Source organism: Flavobacteriales bacterium (assembly GCA_016704485.1).
In the GTDB taxonomy this organism is placed as follows: Bacteria; Bacteroidota; Bacteroidia; order Flavobacteriales_F; family PHOS-HE28; genus PHOS-HE28.
The window spans coordinates 62,115-86,536 of the sequence record JADJAA010000005.1; the positions used below are offsets into that span (position 1 = coordinate 62,115).

The following is a 24,422-nucleotide window of genomic DNA, read 5'->3' on the forward strand; positions in this document are numbered from 1 at the left end:
TGCTTGGACCTACAACCCTGACCAAGCGGATAGCGATAACGATGGGTACGGAGATGCTTGTCAACTATCACAGGTTTCCATAGAGGAACTGAGCAATGGTGAGGCGTTCAATTTCCATCCGAATCCGACTTTAGGAAATGTAAATGTCAGTTGCACGGTTCCAGGTGTCCGCACACTGAGATTCTACAGCCCAACGGGAGCTTTGGTGCTCGAACGGAGTATTGAGAACAACATGGAATTGGGTGACCTAAGTATGGGCATCTACAACGTGCTCGCGCTGGATGCGGCAGGCAGGCCGCTAGCGCGAACGAGGCTCGTCCGTCAATGACGCGAGACCAAGTTGAAAGGAAGAACCCTCTGAGCGATCAGGGGGTTCTCTATTTCAATAGTGTTACGCTTCCGAAGTGTTCTACACTTTCCGAACTGAATTGATCACGTGCGGTCAAGCGCCAAACATAGACATCTTGCGGAAGAAGCTTACCGTTATTGTTCATGCCGCCATTCCACCCTTGTCCGATCTCATTTGTTGAGAATACTTTGTTGCCCCATCGATCGAAAATGGCGAACGTGAACGACTCAGGGGCAGCACCCAGCACTGAGGGCATGAACTCCTCATTGATGTCATTGCCATCCGGCGTAAACGCATTTGGAACGAAGATGGTCAGCACATCATCCACGATGATCTCCGAACACGTTGAATTGCGGCACCCAAGTGTGTCCGTAGCGATCTTACATAGGGTGTAAATCCCAATGTCCACGGGATCTATGGTCCAATCGAATTCATTGGCACCCGGTAACGTATCGTTGTCCAAGGTCCATTCATACGATACATTGCTTTCAGGAACATGTGATACGTGAATGTTCGGCTCAAGAATGCTCACTCGTTGAGGTGTTACAATGAAATCAGCCTCTGGACCGTTCGATGTGAACACAGCATTCTGCAATACGGTTGTGCCATGACAACCATTGTTATCCACAACTTCAACGGAAATATTGAACGAGCCTATTGCATTATATGTGTGCCAGACCATGCTTGAGGCGTCTTCGCTTTCTCCATCACCGAACGACCATTCGATACTGGCCAATACTACAGGATCCGTTAACGTGAATTGAACCTGCAAAGGCACACATCCACTTGTGGTACCAAGCCCGAATACCGGCTCCGGCAAGTCATTCACGGATACATCCACAAATGATAGAGCTGCTCGGCCTATACATCCTCCGCTACCATTAACGGTATATGAGTACACGCCTGCTGGATCCTGATCGGCGTTGAACACTCCCGAAAAGTTACCTAGCGGTCCCCACCATGTTCCTGTAGGTTCTGCGTTGGGTCCAAGTAATTGAAGCAAGTTCTGCGAAGCATCCGCGCAGAGTTGTAAAATGCCGTCAACACCTGCATACGGAAGATCATCGAAGACAATCGTTACGGTTGCCTGAGCGTTCGGGCAAGGAGCTGTTCCGTTCAATGTATAGATGTAATCACCTGAGATGGCCGTCGCAGCATCCACGGAAATAGTTGCGATCCCATTTGGGTCCAACCAGATCCCGTTGGTATCCGTATTCGGTCCAAGCCATAACATGGGGTCCAACTCCCCAAGATCCTCGCATAGATCCAAGATCAGATCAGGCCCAGCATCAGGAGCTTGCACTTCAGAGAGCGTGATCGTACTGGAAACGTTCGAACAGGGAGCAAGTGCAGTTAGACTATAGGTGTAAACCCCAGGCATATCGCTGCCGGGCGCATAGGTTGAAGGATGTACTTGACCGTCAGGTGAAGTCCAGATCCCGCCCATATCCGGCGAACCACCTAGTACTCCGAATAGATCCACAAGAGTTAAAGCCGTATTGCAGACGGATGTCACATCATCAATTCCGGCGTTAGGTTGTTCGATCACCGAAACAATTACCTCTGCTGTTTGGGCTATGCACGGTGCTGGCGCATTGACCGTGTACGTATAGGTGCCTGTAGATCCAGTTGAAGGGTTGAACAAGCCGACCAAAGGGCCATTTGGTCCTTGCCAACTACCACCCGGATCCGGCGTGCCATTCAACTCAGTGAAAAGGTCAATGGGAACATCCGCTTCACAAAGCGAAACAGCACCATCCGTACCCGGAACGGGTTCAGAGACAATGGTAATATCCACGGTTGCCTGATCGTCAGTACACGGTGCAATACTGGTGACGGTATAGGTGTAAGTTCCAATAGGCGCTAATGATGGGTTCAACATGGCTGGTACGACCGATCCATTCGGTCCGGTCCATGTACCACCGGTAACCGGACTACCACCCAACAGGGTGAATAGGTCAACTGGTTCACCTGTATTGCAAAGCGTTGATACTGCATCGGTTCCTGCATATGGTTGAGGACTCACACTGACCGTTACTGTCGCTGTTGCATTGCTGCAAGGCGCTATCCCTGATACCGTATAGGTGAATGTGCCAGGTATGCTGGTTCCTGGAGTAAAGGTGCTACTTACTGGAGCATTATTGAAGCCGGTCCAGACACCTCCAGGGTCGGGCGAACCGGTCAAGAATTGATCCAGCAGAAAGGGTGGGCTTGCATTGCAAACATCCGCCATGCCGTTTCCACCAGCATTTGGAGCAGGGATTATGGTAACAGTTAGTATGGCTTGGGCCGAGATGCAAGGAGCCACACCATTCACTTGATACATATAAGCTCCACTAATTGCAGTGGCAGGATCCAAAGTTGCGGATACAACCCCGCCGTTAGGGTCTGTCCAAATTCCACCTGTGTTCGGGGTCCCGCCAAGTGAATTGTTCATGTTGAAAGCGGAAGAAGAATTACACACCGTCACAGCGGCATCTATCCCCGCATTCGTTTCCGCGTTTTCCGTAACGGTAACTGTGGCTGAACTGTTGGCACATGGTGTAACTCCGAGCACGGTGTATGTATGGACACCCTGGACATTCGTTGCTGGATCATAAGTCCCGTTGAAGATCGCTCCGCTCGGCCCGGTCCATGTACCTCCAGCATCGGGTGCTCCGCCTAATTCACCGAATAGGTTCGTCGGAGCGCCATTACTACAGATCACAAAAACTGAGTTACTCCCTGCTGATGGCGTTTGATTTACGGTAACATTAACCGTGGCTGAAACAGCGTTACAAGGAGCCGTACCCGGAAATGAATAGGTATAGATCCCTCCAGAGTTTACAGCTGGGTCGAAGGTTCCTGTAAATGGACCTGCCGGGCCGCTCCAAGAACCTCCTGGCGTAGGTGCGCCGCCCAGAAGTCCGATCAATGGGAATGCAGGATCGGAGGCGCAAACAACAGCAATTCCATTTGTTCCAGCAACAGGCTGTTGATTCACGGTAACCGCAATAACCGCTGATTGCGAACAGGGTGGAGCCACATTTGTAACAGTGTAGGTATAGTTACCGGAAACATCCGTGGAGGGTTGAAGCGTTCCGGTATGCGGTGTATTGCTTGGTCCGGTCCAGGTTCCGCCGACATCCGGTGTTCCGGTCAGTGCATTGAACAAAGGCATCGCGGCATCTGTGCTGCAAACACTAATGGGAGCACCCACACCTGGGTCCACATCGCATGCTGCTATAGAAACGAGGCCAGAGAAGACCGATGGGTTGGTATCGCCGCCGCAACCAGCACTGCCCCATGAACCGGTCTGGCTATCGCTAAAGGTATCAATAGTAACACCGCAATCCAGCCCACTGATACAATTTGGACCGGAAACAGTGGTAATGGTCCAGCAGAATTCCCAGTCCGTAGCTCCTGTACAGAAGTCACCAAAATTATTGCTCGGATCACCATCACTGTCCAGGTCAAAGAAGAACCCAGGTCCTTGTCCTCCTACATTTGTCTCCCATCCCCAAGTGCCCGTACTGATGCCGCACGTAGGAGGGGGCGCGCCCGGAACGAGCGTAGCCATATCCCAACCAGGACCAAAATTGGCCTCAATTCCATGGAACCAATTAGAGTTGGTGGAATTCCAATTGGTAACGGTGAAACAGAATGTGACGGTTTCGTTACAACCATAGGTTCCGTTCACAGGCATAGGGCTTGCCGTGGCTGTGAAGCTCGTCATGCAAGGCTGCGCCAAGACGGTACTACAGGACAGTAAAGCCAGAAATAGCGCGTTTCTCAAGAACATTTGAACTCGTGGAGATCCGTCATACCGGAAGACCAATATACGTGACACCGGCAATAGTTGTAAAGTTGCCTCAGGTCGCAAGGATACCAAGGATCCTATAAAGTTCGGGATCGGGCTGCTTTTGCTGACCAATAGCCTCGCTGAAGGGTGTGAGTGCTATGCGACCATTGATCACGCCTACCATGGCATTATGTTCGCCGACCAACAAATACTCCACGGCCGCAACGCCACTTCTGCTGGCAAGTATCCGGTCGTTCGCCGTAGGAGCTCCGCCTCGTTGCATATGACCAAGCACGGAAACGCGGATATCATAATGATCATACCGTTGTTTAACCTTTCGCGCTACATCGAATGCCCCACCCTCTTCGTCACCTTCTGCAACAATAACGATACTGGAAGATTTGGTCTTCGCACCTTCGGCAAGAGCACGCACGAGTTCATCTATCCCTTGGGGCCGCTCAGGAATGAGCACGAATTCAGCACCGGCAGCTACAGCGCATGCCTGTGCGATGAAACCACTGTTACGACCCATGACTTCAATAAAGAACAACCTGTCATGAGATGAAGCCGTATCGCGGATCTTATCGATTGCTTCTACAGCCGTATTTACAGCCGTGTCGAAACCGATCGTATGGTCCGTTCCAAAGAGGTCGTTATCAATCGTTCCGGGTAAACCAAGAATAGGTGTACCGTGTTCTTCGAATAGCATCTTTGCACCCCTAAAAGAGCCATCTCCGCCAATGACCAACAAGGCCTCCATACCGTGAGCCTTAATGTTCTGAGCAGCTTTCGCTCGTCCCTCCGGAGTGCGGAATTCCTCACATCGTGCAGTTCGTAATATCGTGCCGCCGCGTTGAATAATGTTGCTCACATCACGCGCACCGAGTGGCATGTAGCGTGCATTGGTCAATCCGCTATAACCACCTACAATACCGGTAACTCGGATATCCCGCTGCACAGCGGTACGCACAATTGCACGCACGGCAGCATTCATTCCTGGACTGTCCCCTCCGGAAGTGAGAACCCCGATATGTCGGATCGGAGTCTCTAGGCTCATTCGGCGATCACTGTTCCTAGCAACGCTCTATTGCCGCTTCGGTCGATCATCAGGCAACGATATTGACCAGCAGCAAGACCATTGCGCTCAACACGAATAACGGAGTTGGCAACACCATTCTGCCTTGCAACTTCTTTGCCGGTGGCATCGATCAGGATAACTGTCCGTGCATCATCAATAGTTGAAAGGTCCACCGTGAACCCATCCGTGAATAAGGATGGGTAAGGAGAAGGTAGTTCGGTATTGCTCAATGAATTGAGGTCAACGGTACTTCCAGTGATATAATACAGATCCTGCAGAGCACCAAGGTAGAGACGCGTACCAGCAACATGGAATTTTTCCTGAGCCACTTGATCCACCGGAGTGAGTCCGGTGTTGAATGAAGAATAGGTAAGACCATTATCAATTGAAACCGTGCAGCCCCCTTGATTACTCAAAGCGTAGATCTTTCCATCATAGGCTACCATTTCACCTTTTGTTGGGTTGGCAGGGTCTCCGGTGCTTTCGCTCCAAGCGGCACCATCATTCAACGAATAACGGTAGCCGAATGTGGTAACAGCCACCAGTCTGTTAGGCAATACTTGTAGAGCGTACATAGCGAAGTTCGATCCCGCAACGGAACTCCATTGTTGTCCACCGTCCGTACTTTTATAAAGTCCCACGCTGGTTGCAGCATAAAGATTGGTGCCATCAGTGGCAATGTCATAAGCGATCGCGTTGGAACCCATTCCTGAGTTACCTATCAACCAACTATCTCCACTGTCCGTGGTACGATGTATTCCACCGCCATTTGCGATGGAGCCGGTGAATATGGCAAAGGTTGCTACACCGAAATGGAAGAATTTGTTCGCGTAGATCTGAGCACTCGCTCCAAGTGCGCCATTTACGTTGGTCCACATGGCACCATCAGTGCTTCGGTATATACCCGATTGTGTTCCTGCAAAAAGATAGGTGGCATTGTGTCCCACCGAGCGCACATTGTATTGACCACCGACCAAAGTGATACCAGTATTCGATAGGACCCATGATGTGCCGCTATTCACGCTTTTGCTAACGCCCCCGTTATGCGCGGCATAGAGAGCGGATGAGAAGGTGGTTACGCTGCGGACAGGTGAAAGCCCGGTGCCAAGGGCATTCCATTGGCCCAAAGCAATGAGTTGGAATGATGTAGCAGCTATAAGAAGCGAGAGTCGAAGTTGTTTCATGTTCATCATTTAGTGTCGCCAAAGATACTGGATATACAAAACATGGGTCATTCGCGGTCAATGAATGACCGAACACATCCTGGTTATGGACTAATTTTGGATTGTGACGAAATACGATCCCGAATGGATATTTGCCTTGGTTCATTGCACATTGTCGAATGCCTAGCAGCTTGTAATTAGTGAAGATGTTCAGAGCGCGGCTATTTGGATCGATCGTCCTCTTACTTTATTTACCGAATACAGCAGTCCAGGGGCAAACTGTTAATTGCAAATTGGAGTTTTCCGGTACGGTGACGGATGAACACGACGGAACCCCGCTGTCTTACGCCAATGTGGTCTTGGTTGAAGCGGAACGCAGTGCAATTGCAGATGTTGACGGCCATTTCAAATTTATTGGACTCTGTCCCGGAACGTTCACATTGCGCGTTGCACACTTAGGGTGTGAGCCGGTCGAGCGGCAATTGGTCCTTGTGAAAAGTACGAGGTTGGATCTGTTCCTTGAGCATCATAGTGAGGAACTCCACGACCTGGAAGTTATACGTGAAAGACCGGATGAGAACGTTGGTCAGCCGAATACGGTTCTGGACAAGCACTCCATGGAGAAGAGCACCGGTAGGTCTATGGCCGAGATGCTTGCGGTGGTTCCTGGAGTAACAATTCTGAGCACTGGGCCAACGATCGGCAAACCCATGATCCACGGTCTCAGCGGCAATAGGATACTTACGTTGAACCAAGGTATTCGGCAAGAAGATCAACAATGGGGAACGGAACATGCGCCGAATCTGGATCCATTCAGCAGTGATAGGATCACTGTCGTTAAGGGCGCGGCCAGTGTACAATACGGGAGCGATGCAATGGGCGGCGTTATCATTACTGAACCCGTTGATCTACCGAGAACCGCGGGCATCAATGGTGAATTGCGTGGAGTTGGGATCCTCAATGGACGAGGAGGTGGTGGAAATGCGATGCTACAAGGTGGTTTGAAGGGGCTTCGCGGTTTTGGATGGCGCGTTCAAGGGAGCGGAAAAATATTAGGCGATAGCGAAGCTCCTGATTACATGCTCAGCAACACGGGTATTCGAGAACAAGGTGCGTCAGCAACCATCGGCTATCGGGATCTTCGTTTCAGGTCCACGTTGTACTTCAGTTGGTTCCAACGGGAATTAGGTATTCTAAGAGCCTCGCATATCGGAAATTTGACCGATCTCGATAACGCCATCGCCACGGGTACGCCTTGGTACGTAGGCGACTTTACCTATGACATCGATGCGCCACGTCAGACCTCGGATCATTTATTGGCCAAGGCTGAGTTGGATTATGCTTTGACCGAACGGAACAGAATCGTGGTCACGTACGCCTATCAAACCGATTCACGCAAAGAGTACGATATCAGACGTGGTGGCAGAAGCGCGCTGCCAGCTTTGGATCTAGGGCTAACGACCCATACCGCGGATGCATCGTTCAAACATTGGATCGGCAAACACATTCACGGCAGGGCAGGTCTTAGCGGATTATTCCAGCGTAACATCAATGAACCGGGCACAGGAATTCGACCGCTTATTCCGAACTACCAGAAAGAGAGTGGGGGAGTGTATCTCATCGAACACCTTCCGCTTGGAGAGCGCGTTGAAGTGGAAGCCGGGGGCAGGTTGGAAAACACCACTTTGCTCATTGCGAAGTATGATGCTACAGGAACATTGCTCCAACCCGAATTCGAATACACCAACCACGCCTTGGGTGTTGGCGTTAACTGGAGCATCCGGGATAGTGTACGTGTACGGTTCAATTTCTCCACGGCTTATAGACCACCGCATGTAAGCGAACTTTTCAGTGAAGGATTGCACCATGGTGCCGCCGCGATCGAAGTGGGCAACGATCAGCTGGACAGCGAACGTTCATTGAAAGGCACAACGGATATTGATGCGTTGTGGTTCCAAGGTCGATTGCAAACGAATTTCACCTTCTACGCGGATCACATCAGCAACTACATCTACTTGCGGCCAGCCGGTGAACAACTTACCATTCGCGGGGCCTTTCCGGTATTCGATTACGTGTCAACTGATGCGTTCTTATATGGGTTGGATGCCACGTTGCAAGTTGCGGTCACATCCCGTTGGGCAGTTCGATCACGAACAAGCATAGTGCGTGGCCGTGATCTTCGAATGGATCAATGGCTATTCCAGATCCCGAGTGATCGTACAGAAACGACTTTGCTCTATTCGATCGTGAAGACAGGCAAATGGAGAGGCATGGAATTGGGTATTTCAAGCAATTACGTTGCCCAACAAAGACGCATTCCACCAGAGCTTGATTACGCGTCTCCACCTAGGCCATATCATCTCCTGGGTTTTCAGGCGAGTGCTGCACGAAAGCTGGGTAACAACGAGGTCCGCTTCGGTCTACAAGCAACGAACCTATTCAATACCACCTACCGCGATTACATGGATCGCTTCCGATACTACGCTGCAGCAAGGGGAATTGATGTATCCTTATGGGTCCGGTTTAGTTTCGGGAGACCCCGTTGAGCACTGGAATTTTCATCCCTGAAGGCACTTCATAGGCAGCAGCCCAAAGAAAGACGCAACTTTGCACGAACCATGAAACAGCTGATCCTCTTTTTCTTTGCCGTTGTCACATTCACTTCGTGTAAGAAGGACGAGAACCCTATTGTTCCTGTTCAGCCGCCGGCCAATGAAGAAGAAGTGATCACAACACTGGTGCTCACGTTCACCGATATTCAGAGCTTCGAGGATCACGTATTCCGATTCACGGATCTGGACGGCGACGGTGGTAATGCGCCCGTTATCGAAGTCGATGATCTGCCCGGTAACCGTGATTTTGCCGTATTCATTAGTTTTCTGAATGAGAGTGTTTCTCCGGTACAGAACATCACGACCCAGATTGAGAACGAGTTGGAGCAACATCAGTTCTTTTTTCAAACCGTTGGAGTCAACCTTACAATATCCTATGGTGATGAAGATGCGAACATGCATCCCGTGGGACTGATAAACAACTCCACATCCTTAAGCCCGAGCACCGGAACATTGAAGGTGACCTTACGGCATGACCCGGATAAAAGTGCAACCGGTGTTTCTTCTGGGGATATCACGAACGCCGGAGGTGATACGGATATAGAGGTCACATTTCCCGTGGTGATCCTTTGAACCGGTAGGACGCGTTACCTACTTGGTCGAATCGCATTATCGTATACAAACGTAACGATATGTTGATCCGTCTATTAGTGATATGGGCATTGCCCGTTTGGTTATCGTGCCAAGCCACGGAACCTGAACGTTCTGCTTCATCACCTATTCTCAGCTCGAGCAGTGGAGACCCTGAACTTGCAGAAGTATCATTGGAACGCATGGTTGATAGTCTTTCCATTGCAGGAAAGGATATGCATTTCTTGGTGACGAAATCCGAACGGATCTTTCAGGTACTTGGAAAGGGCTTGGTCCTCAAAGAATACCCCTGCGTGCTGGGTGAGGTTCCTGTGGGGGATAAAATGATGCAAGGTGATCGAAGAACGCCTGAGGGTACGTTCGGGATCCGCAGTAAACGCATGCATGATAAATGGCATGCTTTCGTTTGGATCGATTATCCGAATGCGGAAAGCCGAATGCGATTCGCGGCGCGTCTTGCAGATGGTTCAATACCCGGAACCGCCAAGATCGGTGGTGAGATCGGCATTCACGGCGTGCCTGATGGAATGGATCATTGGGTCAACAATGGAAGTGATTGGACATTTGGTTGCATCGCCTTGCGCAACCCGGACCTTGATGAGATCTACCCTTACATTCAAGCGGAATACACGACGATTCAGATCATTCCTTAGGTTAGGGTCACTTATCGAACCCATTGGGGTAATGCTGCTTCAAGGCATTGATCCCTTCACGTACTTTTTCTTCCTGTTCGCCTTTGAAGGCGGTAAATCGCTCGGCTAATTTGGTATTGCTCGTGGCAAGTATTTGTACCGCAAGCAGTCCGGCATTTCGCGAGCCATTCACCGCAACCGTAGCTACTGGAACCCCAGCAGGCATTTGTACGATGGAAAGCAGCGAGTCCCAGCCATCAATGGAATTGCGGCTTTTCACGGGTACGCCGATCACTGGAAGTATGGTAAGCGATGCGATCATCCCCGGTAAATGTGCAGCGCCTCCTGCACCAGCAATGATCACTTTCACGCCACGGTCCGCAGCGCCTTTGGCGTAAACGAACATCCGGTCCGGTGTCCGGTGCGCGCTTACAACGGTCACTTCATGATCGATCCCGAATTCCTTCATGGTGTCGATCGCTTCACGCATTACATCAAGGTCACTGCGGCTGCCCATTACTATACCTACCATGCCATTCTTTTTTTGTTGTGAATCTAATATCGGTTCCAAGTCATTTCAATGGTTCCACACTACAGTGTTCCTTGGCGATATTCAAAGCTACATCCACTTCTTCAGCATTGGACCCAACCAGTGTAATGTGTCCCATCTTACGTCCGGTGCGTGTTTCTTTCTTTCCGTACAGATGGATGAAAGCGCCGGGAAACTCAAGTATTCGCTGCGAACCCACCAACGTAGGTGAGCCAGATCCATTGGTACCGACCAGATTATACATGGCCACAGGTCTGTTCAAGTGCGTTGGCCCCATCGGCCATTGAAGGTAACACCGCAGGAGTTGGTCGAACTGGGAACTGTCACAGGCCTCGATCGTATGGTGTCCGCTATTGTGAGCACGCGGAGCGGTCTCATTCACAAGGATCCGACCATCGGTGGTAAGGAATAACTCCACAGCGTAAAGACCTGGCGCTCCGAATGCATCTACAACGCGAAGAGCAAGACCCTTTGCGCTGTTCAGCACGTCGGTGGGCCTTCTTGCGGGTGCGCGCAAATGGTCCACAAGATTCAGTTCCGGGTCGAAAACCATTTCCACTGGATCGTACGCGGCCACCTCACCATTGTCTGACCGCACGACAAGTACAGCCAATTCCACTTCGATGTTGATCTGCTTCTCTAACACACAAGGACCATCGAACGCTTGCTCGGCATCGCTGAGCGCATTGATCTGCATAACCCCCTTGCCATCATATCCGCCTCCGCGGCTCTTCAAAAATGCAGGGAGGAGATGTTCATGTGCCGATAGGTCCCTACCGTTCTCAAGTAACGTAAATTCAGACGTAGGGATATCGTGGTCCTTGTAGAATTGCTTTTGAAGTCCTTTGTCCTTTATGATCCTTAGGACGGCTGGGTCAGGGATCACACGTTTGCCTTGACGTTTCAGTTCTTCCAAGGCATCAACGCTCACATGTTCGATCTCTATGCCAACGATATCGGCGTTCGCAGCAAAAGAGAGGACAGTGTTCTTATCATTAAGGTCACCTATTAGAAAACGATCCGCAATGGTCGAGCAAGGTGCATCCGGGTCGGGGTCCAGGACGTGGATCTCAGCATTGTAGCGCAATGCATTTTCGATGAACATGCGTCCAAGTTGACCGCCACCTAACAATGCGATCACTGGTTTCTTCGACATTAAGGCCAAAGATAGTGAGGGGTTGAAGTAGCAGCTCAACGCTTCCTATAACTCGTATTGATCTCTCTGAAATGCATCAGGCGATAGCCTACTGTTAATTGTACGGATCTGTTCTTCGGGAATATGGCATCATCATTCAAGAGTAACGGTATCATTCCGCTGTAATAGCGCAGCCCGATATCAACTCCTGAGTTCAGGTCCATCCCGATGCCACCGTGCAACCCGAAGTCCATGGACTTGTATTTCTCCCCGACATCAGACTTTTCGCCGTTCTCTGAACGATGTACCGCCAGTCGTTTTCCCATCTGAACGCCACCACTCAAATTGAACTCATTGCCAAGGAAAAGCTTGAATGATAGTGGTACTTGTAGATAGTATGTACGATCAACGAACTTATCTCCATCCTGTACCATATAAGAGGATCCGCCAACAGTGAGCATTATCCCAGGTTCTATTTCGAATCGTGCCCCAGCATGATAGGGTACATAGATCCCTGCAGTTGCACCAGGAATAATGCCGGTCCTAACGCGTGTTGCATGATCCGTTGACGCAAGAAGACCTCCTCTTATTCCGAAAGCGATCCGCTGCGCAGAGAGGTTTCCCACCAAGGTGAGTCCTAGTATTGCGATCAAATGTTTCGAGCGACTCATGTGCAGGACCTTATTCTGAACTTATTACGGTACAAGTGGTCCTAGGTTCCAGGAACAACGGCCTAGTTCGACAGACTGCGTTCCGGGATCGATTAAATAGGGTCGATAACAAATGGGCCGGATGAAAAACTCAACCGGCCCATTTGTATCTTTAAGAAATAATGGAGATCAATGTACCCTACTGTTCACCAAAAGGGGTTTGGTCTGTAGTTGATCGCCTTGGAGGATCCGCAATACATACGTGCCATTGGAAACACCTTGGAGGTCAAGTGTTTTTAGACTTGTATTGGACGTATAGGTCGCAACAGTTCTGCCCTGCATATCGACCAGTTCAACAAACGCGAATTGGTCAGATGGTAGGACGAGGTGAACGGTTGATCCTGCAGGGTTAGGGTACACTTGAATGGAGCTCTGATCGAACGCATTGACACCCGTATTCACATCGATCAAAATACCATAGTCTTCCGTTTCTCCGTATACATAGGCGTAGCAAGGATCGGTATCAGGTGTAGGTTCTCCTTGAGCATGATACACTCCTCTAACTCGCATGCGCGTATTCCCAATGGTAGCATTTGCCGGAACGGTGAAAACGAAGGTCATTACTTGATCCGCGGAAGAGGATACGACTTCCGACATTTTTTCCGAAGCTTCGAACGTCTCGTCCTGGTCAAGATCGATCCAGGTAGTGTAATGGTCCGGTTGATATGTGCCACCCTGTACTGTTAGCGTGTACTGGGTGCCAACGACAAGCGTTGTGCTGTGGATAGCGCTTAGATCAAAGTAGAACGGTGCGGCAGAAGCACCAGAGTTCAAGTTGTTGATGGATCCAAGTTGAACACTATTGATGAAATCACCTACAGTCGTACCTGTTGTTGACGTCGGAATGCAATAACCTGTTGTGGTAGCCGATTGAATGGTGATCCCATAGTCTTCGGTCTCGCCAAATGCATATGCAAAACAGGGGTCGGTATTCGGGGTTGGTTCACCGGTATTATGATACACTCCACGTACACGCATGCGTGTTTCTCCCAAGGTCGCTGAAGCCGGTACGGTAAATGTGAAGGTCATGGTCTGATCGGCAGCAGAAGAGGTCACTTCGGTCATTTTTTCCGAGGCTTCGAAGGTCTCATCCTGATCATGATCGATCCAAGCAGTGTAGTGGTCAGGCTGATAGGTTCCACCTTGAACGGTGAGCGTATATTGGATTCCTTGCGTGAGGTTGGTGCTGTGCGAAGCACTGTAGTTCGTGTAGGTCGGAGCTGTTATTCCACCCGTATTCAGATTGTTTATGGTACCCAGTTGTACGCTATTGATGAAGTCACCATCACCGGTTCCTGATGCTGCTGTAGGTGTACAATATCCGCTGGTGTTACCGCATGCTGAATTGCTCAACAAGCCTGATCGAACGCCAGTCAGTATTCCGGCCATGTAATTCGCTTGTTGATCAGTGAACATTGCTGAACAATTGCTGTAATCCATGAAATTCTCGTATTGCGTTAGCACACCGCATTTCATCAACGTGGTATTGGAGCAACTATAGGTTGGGCTGTTGGTGTTCGGGGTGTCGGTGAAGCCATCCGCATTGTTACATGTCCCACCGTCGTCGAACGTATGCTGCAAACCGAAATAGTGCCCGATCTCGTGTGTTGCGGTACGGTCACCAGCGTTAAGTCCATAGTTGTAATCGATAACAAGGCCATCGATCCCGGAGCCGACTACGCCACCGACCGGTAGATATGCATAACCTACCGTGATGAACCCACCAGTAGCACCACTGGTAATGTCACAGACCCAGATGTTGAGGTATTGGTTCGTGTTCCACGGCGTTTTCCCGTACTGGGCTTCTTTCATGATATTCGTTTCCGTGTCCGGGTCGAACCATGTTTGCGATGTTTGTGTACGCGTTATCCCGGTGGTTGCATTTCCGGAAGGGTCGATCTGGGCAAGACAGAAATTGAAGCCCACATTCGCCACAACACCACTGAATGCTGGTCGCACAATTCCAATATCGGAGTTGGTCTCGGAATAGTCCTGGTTCATCTGGTTGACCATTGCCATGATCGCAGCATCGGAGACATTTTCAGCCGTTGTGTTGTAAACGACGTGAACGACAACAGGTACGGTGTAGCTACCACCGCGGAACGATCCGTTCACATGCGGCAAAGCTGCCTGTAGGTCCGTACTCAAACCTTGTTGAGCCAAATAGTGTTCAGTGATCGTATGCGCTGTACAATCGTGTTGTGTCGCTTGGCCATGCGCAAAGAAGGGAATACAAGCTGTTGTAAGAAGGATAAGGTTCCGGATCATGCCGCGAAGTTACCGGTCGTGATCCATGTCATTGGGCCACATTTTTCACGATCCCACTGTGGAAAAGAGTGCCTGATTCAGATCCTTTCAAGGTCGATCAAATAATGATCGGAATAGCGGGACGCCCATTTCCAATGTGCGGCATAACGGTCCAGTTTGGCCAGATTATCCAGCGTTCCCGGTTTCTCCAGTAAGCGGGGTTCCAAGGAGATCGGTGGAACGAAAAAACCAATAGGTGCTAGCCGCACTAGCCTGAACCGGTGTGCAAATGCTGTTTCGAGGGCCTTTGGAGAATGGAACCAATTGGCCACGCCACTGCCGCTAAGACCATTCCAGATCGGGTCCTGTCTACCTCTTGCAAATGCTTTTCCGAAACGACCATGTGTAAAATGATGCACTGTTTCTGAAAGACAACGATCAGGCATGACGACAGCAATGAACCGGCCACCTGGTTTAAGGCTATCTGCAATAGGGTCCACCAAGTATTTCAAGTGATCAAGATCCACGCTATTCAACCCACCGGCACCGCTGAGAACAAGGTCGAAGCTGAACGGCCATTGACGATCCTCCAGATCATCGAGGTCCAGTTGCTCATGTACGATCCGATCCTCAACACCCATTTGTCGCGCACGTTCACGAGCGCGACTTAGCATAACGGGACTCATATCCGTGGCAATAACACGGTGACCTTTTCGTGCTAAATGGATCGATTCCTTCCCTGTACCGCAATTCAATTCCAACACGTCCATTCCTGGCAGCCGTAGTAAATGGTCCAAGTGGTCCCATAGCAAACGACGTTGCACCATGGCTACACGGCTCACGGTGTACTCGCGATCGAAGGCCGAAGGGGAAGTGCGAAGTGAAAATGCCATAGCAATGAACGTGTTCAACGGAACTTAATAGCACAAAGTTAGGATCCACAGCTTCGGAATTCGCGCCAATTGCACTACTTATCCAGTGTTCCTGTGGGATAACGTTCTCTGAATAGGATCAGTTCACGCGTACGTACTTGGTCCATCAACGAACGCATCTATCCCATCATTCCTAAGATGGATGCCGCGGGATCGTTCGCTCCGAAAACACTGTTTCCCGCCACGAGCACATCCACACCGTGATCAACGAGTTTGCGAAAATTCCCTGCACTAACTCCACCGTCCACTTCGATCAAGACTCTGGAACCTTTTTGCTCTCTCAGATCACGTAATCGATCCAATTTGGAGTACGTGTTCTCAATGAACTTTTGCCCCCCGAAACCCGGATTCACGCTCATGATCAGCACAAGGTCAAGATCCGCGATGATGTCTTCCAGCGAACCAATTGGTGTATGTGGATTCAGCGAAACGCCTGCTTTCATTCCAGCAGCTTTGATCGCTTGTACGGTCCGGTGCAGATGTGTGCAGGCCTCTTCGTGTACCGTAAGCACATCAGCACCGGCCTCTTTGAACGCGGATATGTAGCGGTCCGGGTCCACGATCATCAAGTGGGTGTCGAATACCTTTTTGGTCAAGGGGCGAATGGCTTTGATAATGGCAGGCCCGAAGCTGATGTTCGGTACGAATAAGCCATCCATTACGTCCAAATGCAGCCATTGTGCTTGGCTTTCATCCACGATTTGCACAGCACTGCGAAGTTCGGTGAAGTCAGCTGCTAGAAGGGAAGGGGCTATGATGTGTGCCATTGGCAGCGAAGGTAGAACAACAAAAAGGGCCGCACATCGGCGACCCTTTCAATTCTATCGGGATACAGTTTTCAACCTAGATAGGCTTTAAGGACCACGCTACGGCTTGTCTGTTTCATCCGGCGAATTGCTTTTTCCTTGATCTGGCGCACGCGCTCACGGGTCAAGTCGAATTTCTGACCGACTTCTTCAAGTGTATGCGGTGGGTTCCCGTTCAATCCGAAGTACAAGCGGATAACATCAGCTTCCCTACCTGCTAGAACAGCGAGCGAACGTTCGATCTCCACTTTCAGGCTGTCGGTCATCAATGTTTCCAAGGGGCTCGGTGCATCGTCGTTCTGCATAACGTCGATCATCGTACCGCTGTCATCCCCTGCACGGAGGGGTGCATCCATGCTGATGTGTCGGCCCATATTGTTCAAACTCACTTTCACCTCTTCCAACGTCATCTCCAGCAATTCTGCTAGTTCAACCGCGGTTGGGGGGCGTTCGTGTTCCTGTTCCAACTTGGCGAATGCTTTGTTGATCTTATTGATCGATCCGATCTTATTCAATGGCAAACGAACGATCCGCGCTTGCTCCGCCAAACTCTGGAGGATCTGTTGACGGATCCACCAAACGGCGTAACTGATGAATTTGAAGCCACGGGTCTCATCGAATCGTCCTGCGGCTTTGATCAAGCCGAGGTTCCCTTCGCTGATGAGGTCGGGTAGCGTAAGGCCTTGACCTTGATACTGCTTCGCAACGGATACGACGAAGCGCAGGTTGGCGGTCGCCAATTGCTCCAGTGCATCTTGATCACCTAGCTTGATCCTCCGTGCCAACTCCACTTCGTCCTGAGCGGTGATCAACTTCACTTTTCCGATCTCCTGAAGGTACTTATCTAGAGAAGGAGTATCCCTGTTAGTCACCTGTTTGGTGATCTTTAACTGCCGCATTCTTGCCATTTCACACTTTTTCTGTTACGAAGAGTGGTCCTTGAACGCTAGCAAACGGTGTAAGGTTACCGCTCTGATCGAAGTTGGTGCATATTGCGGACAGGTGTTGTACTGTAATGCATTGCCTAAGGCCACCAACGAAAAGACCGCCCGATAAAGGCGGCCTTTTCAACGAATATGAAGTTCTCAGAGTTGCGGACCGCTGCTCATTCAAGCAACAGAAGATCCTCAGCTGTCAATTAATCCCGACGCGGTCCACGCTCCCGGAATTCCCGACGTGGACGGTCAGTGCGCTCGCGGCGTTCACCATCCATTGCAGGTTCACGCTCAACATATCCCTCAGGCTTCGGCAACAGCGCACGGCGGCTCAGTTTCAACTTGCCACTACGTGGGTCTTTTCCCGTCACTTGGAATTCGACGATCTCGCCTTCCTTCAGCACATCCTCAACGCGTTCGATCCGTTTCCAGTCGAGTTCGCTAACGTGCAAAAGGCCATCAACACCAGGCAATACTTCAACGAACGCACCGTACGGCATGATCGTTTTTACCTTGCCTTTGTACGTAGCACCAACTTCTGCTTGAGGTGGGTTAGCGATCGCATTCACACGTGCAAGAGCAGCATCAATGCTTGCTTTGTTCTCGCTCATGATCTCAACGATACCACGGCCATCCACTTCATCAATGCTGATGTGTGCACCGGTCTCCGCTTGGATCTCCTGGATCACACGACCACCGGGTCCAATAACGGCGCCGATGCTCTCTTTCGGGATCTCAATGGTGATGATCCGAGGTGCATGGTCCTTGTAATCCGCACGTGGCGCATCCAAGGTCTTCATCATTTCACCAAGGATGTGCAAACGTCCTTGACGGGCTTGCTCCAATGCCTGTGCCAACACTTCGTAAGGTAGACCATCCACCTTCATATCCATTTGGGTGGCAGTGATCCCCTTTGCGGTACCACATATCTTGAAATCCATATCACCGAGGAAATCCTCATCACCGAGGATATCGCTCAGGATCGCATGACGTGTTCCGTCGCTGATCATCCCCATAGCGATACCGCTTACTGGTGCAGTGATCTTCACACCTGCATCCATCAGTGCGAGTGTTCCACTGCAGACCGTAGCCATTGAACTGGAACCGTTACTCTCGAGAATATCGCAGTTCAAGCGAATGGTATACGGGTTGGCCGGTGCTGCTGGAATAACCGGTTTCAAAGCGCGCAGCGCCAAGTTACCGTGTCCAACTTCGCGACGCCCTGGTCCGCGGATCGGCTTTACTTCACCAGTGCTGAAGCTAGGGAAGTTGTAGTGAAGCATAAAACTCTCACTGCTCTTCTTGGTAGCACTATCAATGGTCTGTTCGTCCATTGAGCTTCCCAAGGTCAGCAGGTTGATCGCCTGTGTTTCTCCACGTGTAAAGATCGCGCTACCGTGTGTTCCAGGTAGAACATCCACTTCGCTCCAGATCGGGCGGATCTGATCGGTCTTACGACCATCCAAACGCTTGCCATGATCAAGGCATACATTACGTACTGCCTTTTTCTGGGTCTTCTTGAAGAAGCGACCGAGCATCGCTTTATCCATCTTCTCTTCGTCGCTCAACGTTGCCAAGCACTCTTCTTTTATTGAAGCGAACTTGTCCATACGTGCTTCTTTAGCACTTGGCTCCATGGCGAAGTCATAGTACTGCTGGTAGCAGAGATCCATGATCTTCTTACCGATCGCCTCGTCGTTATTCTCGTGGTTATAGGTGCGCTTGGTCTGGCTTTTGGGGACCATTGCACTCAATTCATCCAGAGCTACGCATTGCTTTTTGATCGCATCATGCGCCAACTTGATCGCTTCGATCATGTCGGCTTCCTGCACCTCGTTCATTTCACCCTCCACCATGAGGATATCGCTCTTGGTACCGGCGACGATAAGGTCCATATCCACGCCTTCCATTTCGGAATGCATGGGGTTCAGGACCATTTTACCGTTCACACGTGCTACGCGCACTTCGGTAACTGGTCCACCGAACGGGATATCGCTTACGGCCAATGCTGCGGAAGCCGCGAGACAGGCCAGTGCATCGGACTGGTTGTCCTTATCGGTGCTCATTAGGGAGATCACGACCTGTGTATCGCCATGGAAATCATCCGGGAATAGGGGACGCAGAGCGCGGTCCACCAAACGACTTGTTAGCACTTCATGATCGCTTGGGCGTGCCTCACGCTTGAAGAAGCCTCCAGGAAAACGTCCAGCAGCGCTGAATTTTTCACGGTATTCCACCTGTAACGGCAGAAAATCGATACCCTCACGGGCTTCTTTGGTAGCCACAACGGTGGCCAATAGGATCGTATCGCCTAATCGCACCGTAACGGCGCCATCGGCTTGTTTGGCCAACACACCGGTCTCGATGGTTATGACCTTGCCATCGCCCATGTCGATGGTCTTCGTAATTGCTTGTGGTTTCATCTTCTTATTCCTCTTAACATCTTTCCGGACGGTCATTCCGGTCAACGAGCCGGAATCCCGTTGCCTTCTTGGCTGAATAGCCTATAAGTAAAAAGGGCGATCGTTGTCAACGACCGCCCCCTCAATTCGATCAATATGTTCCAGCCATTGCAGCCAGTAAAGCGGCCGCAGGCATGGCCTTACTTACGCAGGCCGAGTTTGGCGATGATCGTGCGGTAACGCTCGATATCGTACATCTTCAGGTAATTCAGCAATTGTTTGCGCTTACCTACCAAGGACATCAAGGCTTTTGTGGTGCCGTGGTCCTTTTTATTGGTTTTCAAATGCCCTGTGAGGTGATTGATGCGTGCTGTGAACAGCGCGATCTGGCTTTCAGAAACACCGGTATTCGTGTCGGAACCCCCGTGTTGCTTGAATATTTCCCTCTTGGCTTCGGTAGTTGGATACATCTTCTTTTTGGTAACGGACGGCAAAGATAGGGATATTACGGATCCGACAATGGCCGGTTCAATATTTACCCCCTGAGCAGGGCGAACGTCTGTCCCAAAAAGCCCTTCAGTTGCTTCCGGTGAACGATCTTATCCAGAAATCCATGCTCCTGAACGAACTCGCTCGTTTGGAATCCTTCGGGAAGATCACGGCCAATGGTTTCGCGCACAACTCGTGGGCCCGCAAAAGCAACAAGTGCCTTCGGTTCGGCAATGTTCAGATCCCCCAACATGGCAAAACTAGCCGTAACACCACCGGTAGTAGGGTCGGTGATCACACTGATATAGGGTAGCTTCTTTTTCGCCATTTGTGAGAGTTTGGCGCTGGTCTTTGCCATTTGCATTAGGCTATAACCGGCTTCCATCATACGGGCACCACCACTTTTACTGATAATGACCAACGGACACTTCCGTTTCATGGCGAGATCCGCGGCCATGGCGATCTTTTCACCTACCACGCTGCCCATACTACCACCGATAAAGCGGAAATCCATACAGGCGATCACCACGGTATGCGTATCCAACTTGCCTTCAGCAGCGCGTATCGCATCATTCAGGCCAGAGTCAATGCGGCTTTTCAATAAGCGATCAGCGTATTTTTTGGTATCCTCGAAGTTCAATGGATCACCTGCTATCAGATCTCGTCCGAACTCGGTGAATTTGTGATCATCGAAAAGAATGGCGAAGTATTCTTCGCTTCCGATCTTCTCGTGATGCTCGCACTTGCTACAGACCCAGAGGTTGTTCTCGTGCTCTTCGGAGGTCATTACCTCTTTGCATTCCGTACACTTATACCAAAGACCTTCAGGGGTTTCCTTCTTTTCTTCGGTACTGGTAGTTATGCCTTGCTTAACGCGTGTGAACCAACCCATATCCAAGCAGTGAAGGTGCGAAGTTAGGGTTTGCGATCCATGACCGCCCAAGGCTGCCTGCTTCGTTCATACGAAGTGCTTTATGGTTGATGCGTATTATCATTGATTTTTAATTTGACGGGGCAACGCGATCAGTAGATCTCATGTCTATGACCTATCCATAGTGCATGCGAATTTTGAATTGTGAGCGTGGAACGAATTGTAGATATCAGTAAAACAGATCGAATGAACAAAGTATTTCTCGTCGTAGTGCTTTTATGGAGCAGTGAATGTTCAGGACAGATATTATTGGATAACACACTGACTCCGGAGCAATTGGTGCAGAACGTCCTGTTGGGCGGTGGAGTAACTGCTAGCAATGTTACGTTCAACGGCGTTCTGAATGCTCCCATCGATGTTCAAGTTGGTAGTTTTAATGGAACGAACTGCAATGTTGGCATAGCATCCGGGGTCATTTTGGCCACTGGCGATATCGACGTTGCGTTAGGGCCGAACAACGCTGCCGGAGCAACGTTGGGTGATGGAGATGGTCAAGGCGATCCGGATCTGGATGAGGCCTCTAACTCGACTACATATGATAGAGCCGTGCTGGAGTTCGATTTTATTCCAAGTGGAGATTCGTTGGAGTTCCGGTATGTATTTGGAAGTGAAGAGTATTTGGAATTTGTGAATGCGGGCTACAACGATGCGTTCGGGTTTTTCTTGAGTGGCCCAGACATTAGCGGTCCATATTTGAATAACGCCGCGAACATTGCGTTGATCCCTAATTCCGGATTGCCGGTCACGATCGACAATTTGAATGATCTGGTGAATTCATCCTATTACGTTGACAACGGTGATGGCTTTACACAACCTAATTCCAGTGATGAGCAGTACATTCAATTCGATGGGTTCACCGTGGTATTGACAGCAAAGGCAGTGGTACAATGTGGTCAAACGTACCATATAAAGATCGCGATCGCTGATGCGGGAGATCCCATCTTGGACAGCGGCGTTTTTATTGAAGGAGGTTCGTTCACTAGCCCGAATGCGATCGACCTGGAAATAGTTACGGCAAGTGCTGACGGCACATTGACAGAAGGTTGTACCGATGCGTTCTTTACCATAACACGTCCGGAAAGTGATAGCACCTTAACCGTAAATATTGCCGTTTCTGGCACGGCGATCAACGGAACGGATTACACGCAAATTCCGAGCGCATTTACCATTCCCGATGGGCAGAATAGCATTAGTTTTCCTGTGAGTGCCTTTCTGGATGGAATTTCGGAAGGTGTCGAAGAGATCATACTAACGGCCACTTTTATCAATTTGTGCGGAGATACATCGATCAGTACGGCCAGTGTACCTATTCTGGATTATGTCCCCATTGATGCAATGACGAACAACCTTGAACTGGATTGTACCCAAGACAGCGTGTCGGTCTCGGTATTGGCAACTGGTGGCTTTGGTGAGTTAAGCTATTTGTGGAACACTGGCGATCAAATGGCAAGTACATGGCTATCGGGATTGATCGATGGCACCTATTCGGTAACGATAACCGATGATTGTGCGCAAAGCGTGACAGAACAATTGGATGTATTCAGCGGCTGTGAGATCATTATTCCCAATGTGTTTTCGCCGAATGGCGATGGATACAATGATTTTTTCGTGATCGATCATATCGAGAGTCGGAGCAATACATTGAATATTTATAACCGTTGGGGTAATGTTGTCTATGAGACCAGGAATTACCGTAACCAGTGGAACGGTCGTGATCTACCGGACGGAACCTATTATTACGTTTTACAGGTCACTGACGAACAAGAAGCACGAACTGGGCATTTGACCATCTTGGGACATAGGTAAGCAAATAACCAAACCAGCTCGATTTCACGATCCACCGCCAAGGTCGTACCTAATTGAACCAACGCCAGTTTTTCCAGTTTTAAACCACCGCCGGGTCTTTCGTCTTCCGAGACCCTGCGATCCGCAGTACCTTGATCATAAAAGTTCAGGTCCATCATTGATCGAAAGAATTCAATTGCTGTTACCGTGAGACGATCAGCCGGACCACTTGGGCGTAGTTCCCTGAAACACTCGAAGGGAACACAGCCACATACATCCCTTCCGGCTCACCGTTAAGATCAACAGTGGTGCCGAAGGTTTGCAAGACCTCTCGCCCGAATGCATCGTAGACTACGATGTATTTGGGTTGTTGCGTGTTGAAGGTGAATTGACCTGAGGATGGATTGGACGAGATACAAACCGGAAGTCCTATTGGTGCTGGGACTTCTACAACCGCTATTGGCAGTTCACCGCACGGGACTAGGTCCGGAGGACCACAAGGCGCAGTATAGAGCACATTACCACCGAGTGTGAAACATCGCAAACTGGTACCCATCTCGCCAGGTCCATAGAAGTCTGCCGTAAGGCCAGTAGTGCTTCCTATTCCTTCGATAAAGGAAAAAGCAATGCAGATCTCGGTGGTGTCAATATTGATCCTTTTACGGTAATTCGGTCCAACTAATATGGAGTCCACTGATACTACTATTCCAGTACCTCCTGGACCATTATCTGCCAAAAATCCCTCTAATGTATCGCCTACACCCAGCGTGAAGTCATAAAGCAGGTTTTCCACTCCCGACTGCATACTGCGCCAATACACCTTTCTGGCCGCCGTATCCTCTCGTAAATAACCTGGGCCATCATCTCCTGGTGGAAAGCAACAGCCGCTACCTGGCATACTCAAATAATTTTCCTGGATCTTCACGTAGTTAAACCCATTGATCAGCGTATCTCCCGCCATGTAGTTCTGGATATAGGCCCAATCTCCACACATTTGATCAAGGCAACCCGTTGTCATCCCCCATACAGCACCACTATCCGGGAAGGGGTGATAAACATTGAATTGGGCGTTGGCTCGAGGAATTAAAATGAAGACAGCTACGCATAGCAGCGAATAGTTGAAATATCCCAAGAGAGTACGGAAACTCCGGAGGAGGGATGAATATTCCATGGCACTTAAACCACCGCCGGGTCTTCTGTCTGCGGAGACCCTGCGATCCACAGTACCATTACCATGATCATAAAAGTTCAGGCCCATTATTGATCGAACGGACTACCAAGATAGTCGATCCGG

Annotated in this window: 18 protein-coding genes; 4 read left to right on the forward strand and 14 right to left on the reverse strand. The window is 50.1% G+C overall.

All coding sequences use genetic code 11. The annotated features are described in order from the left end of the window. Window positions 1–377: 377 nt before the first annotated feature. From IPF95_18280 to IPF95_18290, 3 genes are all read right to left on the reverse strand, one after another. A complete protein-coding gene (locus IPF95_18280; protein ID MBK6476629.1) occupies window positions 378–4,064 on the reverse strand; it encodes a gliding motility-associated C-terminal domain-containing protein in 3,687 nt (1,228 codons plus the stop codon). A gap of 136 nt (window positions 4,065–4,200) precedes the next feature. Continuing rightward, entirely contained in the window at window positions 4,201–5,187 is a 987-nt protein-coding gene (pfkA, locus tag IPF95_18285; protein MBK6476630.1) for a 6-phosphofructokinase, read from the reverse strand. Beyond that, the gene (locus IPF95_18290) at window positions 5,184–6,392 is read right to left on the reverse strand and encodes a hypothetical protein (protein MBK6476631.1); all 1,209 of its coding nucleotides are present in this window, start codon (window positions 6,390–6,392) and stop codon (window positions 5,184–5,186) included. Before IPF95_18290 ends, pfkA begins: the two co-directional genes overlap by 4 nt. Window positions 6,393–6,664: 272 nt before the next feature. Between IPF95_18290 and IPF95_18295 the strand changes: the two genes are divergently transcribed. The 3 genes from IPF95_18295 to IPF95_18305 all read left to right on the forward strand — a co-directional run bounded on the left by IPF95_18295 (window position 6,665) and on the right by IPF95_18305 (window position 10,227). Then, window positions 6,665–8,917 (forward strand): TonB-dependent receptor, encoded by a 2,253-nt coding sequence (locus tag IPF95_18295; protein ID MBK6476632.1) that lies wholly within the window; start codon window positions 6,665–6,667, stop codon window positions 8,915–8,917. 72 nt (window positions 8,918–8,989) lie between these two features. Beyond that, a complete protein-coding gene (locus IPF95_18300; GenBank protein MBK6476633.1) occupies window positions 8,990–9,556 on the forward strand; it encodes a type 1 periplasmic binding fold superfamily protein in 567 nt (188 codons plus the stop codon). A gap of 59 nt (window positions 9,557–9,615) precedes the next feature. Then, window positions 9,616–10,227: a L,D-transpeptidase family protein gene (locus IPF95_18305; GenBank protein MBK6476634.1), complete on the forward strand. Its 612-nt coding sequence runs from the start codon at window positions 9,616–9,618 to the stop codon at window positions 10,225–10,227. Between the two features lie 7 nt (window positions 10,228–10,234). Here the strand turns inward: IPF95_18305 and purE are convergent, their stop codons facing one another. The 10 genes from purE to IPF95_18355 form a co-directional block, all read right to left on the reverse strand. Beyond that, a complete protein-coding gene (gene purE / locus IPF95_18310) occupies window positions 10,235–10,738 on the reverse strand; it encodes a 5-(carboxyamino)imidazole ribonucleotide mutase (GenBank protein MBK6476635.1) in 504 nt (167 codons plus the stop codon). Window positions 10,739–10,778: 40 nt separating this feature from the next. Next, window positions 10,779–11,912 (reverse strand): 5-(carboxyamino)imidazole ribonucleotide synthase, encoded by a 1,134-nt coding sequence (gene purK, locus IPF95_18315; protein ID MBK6476636.1) that lies wholly within the window; start codon window positions 11,910–11,912, stop codon window positions 10,779–10,781. 35 nt (window positions 11,913–11,947) lie between these two features. Further along, window positions 11,948–12,562 carry an outer membrane beta-barrel protein gene (locus IPF95_18320; protein MBK6476637.1) on the reverse strand — a complete coding sequence of 205 codons (615 nt, stop codon included), beginning with the start codon at window positions 12,560–12,562 and terminating at the stop codon, window positions 11,948–11,950. Window positions 12,563–12,730: 168 nt separating this feature from the next. After that, a complete protein-coding gene (locus IPF95_18325) occupies window positions 12,731–14,869 on the reverse strand; it encodes a T9SS type A sorting domain-containing protein (GenBank protein MBK6476638.1) in 2,139 nt (712 codons plus the stop codon). A 77-nt stretch (window positions 14,870–14,946) separates the two neighbouring features. Beyond that, the gene (locus tag IPF95_18330) at window positions 14,947–15,741 is read right to left on the reverse strand and encodes a class I SAM-dependent methyltransferase (GenBank protein ID MBK6476639.1); all 795 of its coding nucleotides are present in this window, start codon (window positions 15,739–15,741) and stop codon (window positions 14,947–14,949) included. 158 nt (window positions 15,742–15,899) lie between these two features. Further along, a complete protein-coding gene (locus IPF95_18335; protein MBK6476640.1) occupies window positions 15,900–16,547 on the reverse strand; it encodes a ribulose-phosphate 3-epimerase in 648 nt (215 codons plus the stop codon). Window positions 16,548–16,618: 71 nt separating this feature from the next. Continuing rightward, window positions 16,619–17,485, reverse strand: coding sequence for an RNA polymerase sigma factor RpoD/SigA (locus IPF95_18340; protein ID MBK6476641.1), 867 nt, complete (start codon window positions 17,483–17,485; stop codon window positions 16,619–16,621). A gap of 239 nt (window positions 17,486–17,724) precedes the next feature. Further along, window positions 17,725–19,944, reverse strand: a complete 2,220-nt coding sequence (locus tag IPF95_18345; protein MBK6476642.1) for a polyribonucleotide nucleotidyltransferase — start codon at window positions 19,942–19,944, stop codon at window positions 17,725–17,727. 179 nt (window positions 19,945–20,123) lie between these two features. Further along, entirely contained in the window at window positions 20,124–20,393 is a 270-nt protein-coding gene (gene rpsO, locus IPF95_18350; GenBank protein ID MBK6476643.1) for a 30S ribosomal protein S15, read from the reverse strand. Between the two features lie 65 nt (window positions 20,394–20,458). Further along, complete coding sequence (locus tag IPF95_18355; GenBank protein ID MBK6476644.1) at window positions 20,459–21,304, reverse strand: acetyl-CoA carboxylase carboxyltransferase subunit beta; 846 nt, start codon at window positions 21,302–21,304, stop codon at window positions 20,459–20,461. A gap of 225 nt (window positions 21,305–21,529) precedes the next feature. Here IPF95_18355 and IPF95_18360 point away from each other — a divergent pair, with 225 nt between their 5' ends. After that, complete coding sequence (locus tag IPF95_18360; GenBank protein ID MBK6476645.1) at window positions 21,530–23,149, forward strand: choice-of-anchor L domain-containing protein; 1,620 nt, start codon at window positions 21,530–21,532, stop codon at window positions 23,147–23,149. A gap of 181 nt (window positions 23,150–23,330) precedes the next feature. Here IPF95_18360 and IPF95_18365 read toward each other — a convergent pair whose 3' ends face one another. Next, a complete protein-coding gene (locus tag IPF95_18365; protein ID MBK6476646.1) occupies window positions 23,331–24,386 on the reverse strand; it encodes a T9SS type A sorting domain-containing protein in 1,056 nt (351 codons plus the stop codon). Window positions 24,387–24,422 lie beyond the last annotated feature (36 nt).